Source organism: Dechloromonas sp. CZR5 (assembly GCF_008711155.1).
Lineage (GTDB): Bacteria > Pseudomonadota > Gammaproteobacteria > Burkholderiales > Rhodocyclaceae > Azonexus.
In genome coordinates, this window is record NZ_VUYQ01000030.1 from 1 (window position 1) to 619 (window position 619).

Consider the following 619-nt stretch of genomic DNA (forward strand, 5'->3'; position numbering starts at 1 on the left):
CGGGTTGGCGTTGTTCAGCGTGTAGGTGTAGCTGCCGTCGCTATTCAGGACCAGGCTGCCGTAGGTCAGTGTCGGACTGGCTGCCGTCACCGGGGTGGCGCGGGTATCCGCGCCCAGGTTGTCGTTGCTGTAGACGTTCCCGCTCACCGTGTTCGGCGCGGCGTCTTCGGTGATGCTCGCCGTGTCGGCAACCGCCGTCGGGGTGCTGTCAACAATCTGTACGGTCAGCGTGCCGCTCGATGTGGCGCCGCCGGCGTCCACAACGCTCAGCGTAATGGTGTCGCTGCTTTCCGTCGCGCCCGGCTGGTTTTGGGCGGCCGTCAGGGTGTAGGTGTAGCTCAGCGCACCCGTCCCGGCGTTGTAGCCGGTCAGTACCAGGCTGCCTTCGCCCGTGTTGATGGTCACCGGGGTGCTGCCCAGGGTCGCCAGTTGGGCGGCCGTCAGGGTCGTGCCGCCAACCGTCACGCTGCTCAGGCCGTCCGGTGCCGTCACCGTGATCGTCCCGCTCGTGCTCTCCGAGGTGTTCGCCACGGTGATCAGGCCGATTTCGTTGACCGTCGCCTGGCCCGTCGCTGCGCCGTTGCCATCGACCGGGGTGATGCTCGGCACGCCGTCGGTG

At 67.7% G+C, this 619-nt stretch carries 1 protein-coding gene; it reads right to left on the reverse strand.

What is annotated here, in order from left to right; genetic code table 11:
• A partial coding sequence (locus tag F1002_RS20885; RefSeq protein ID WP_223879717.1) for an Ig-like domain-containing protein occupies window positions 1-619 on the reverse strand: 619 nt, incomplete at both ends.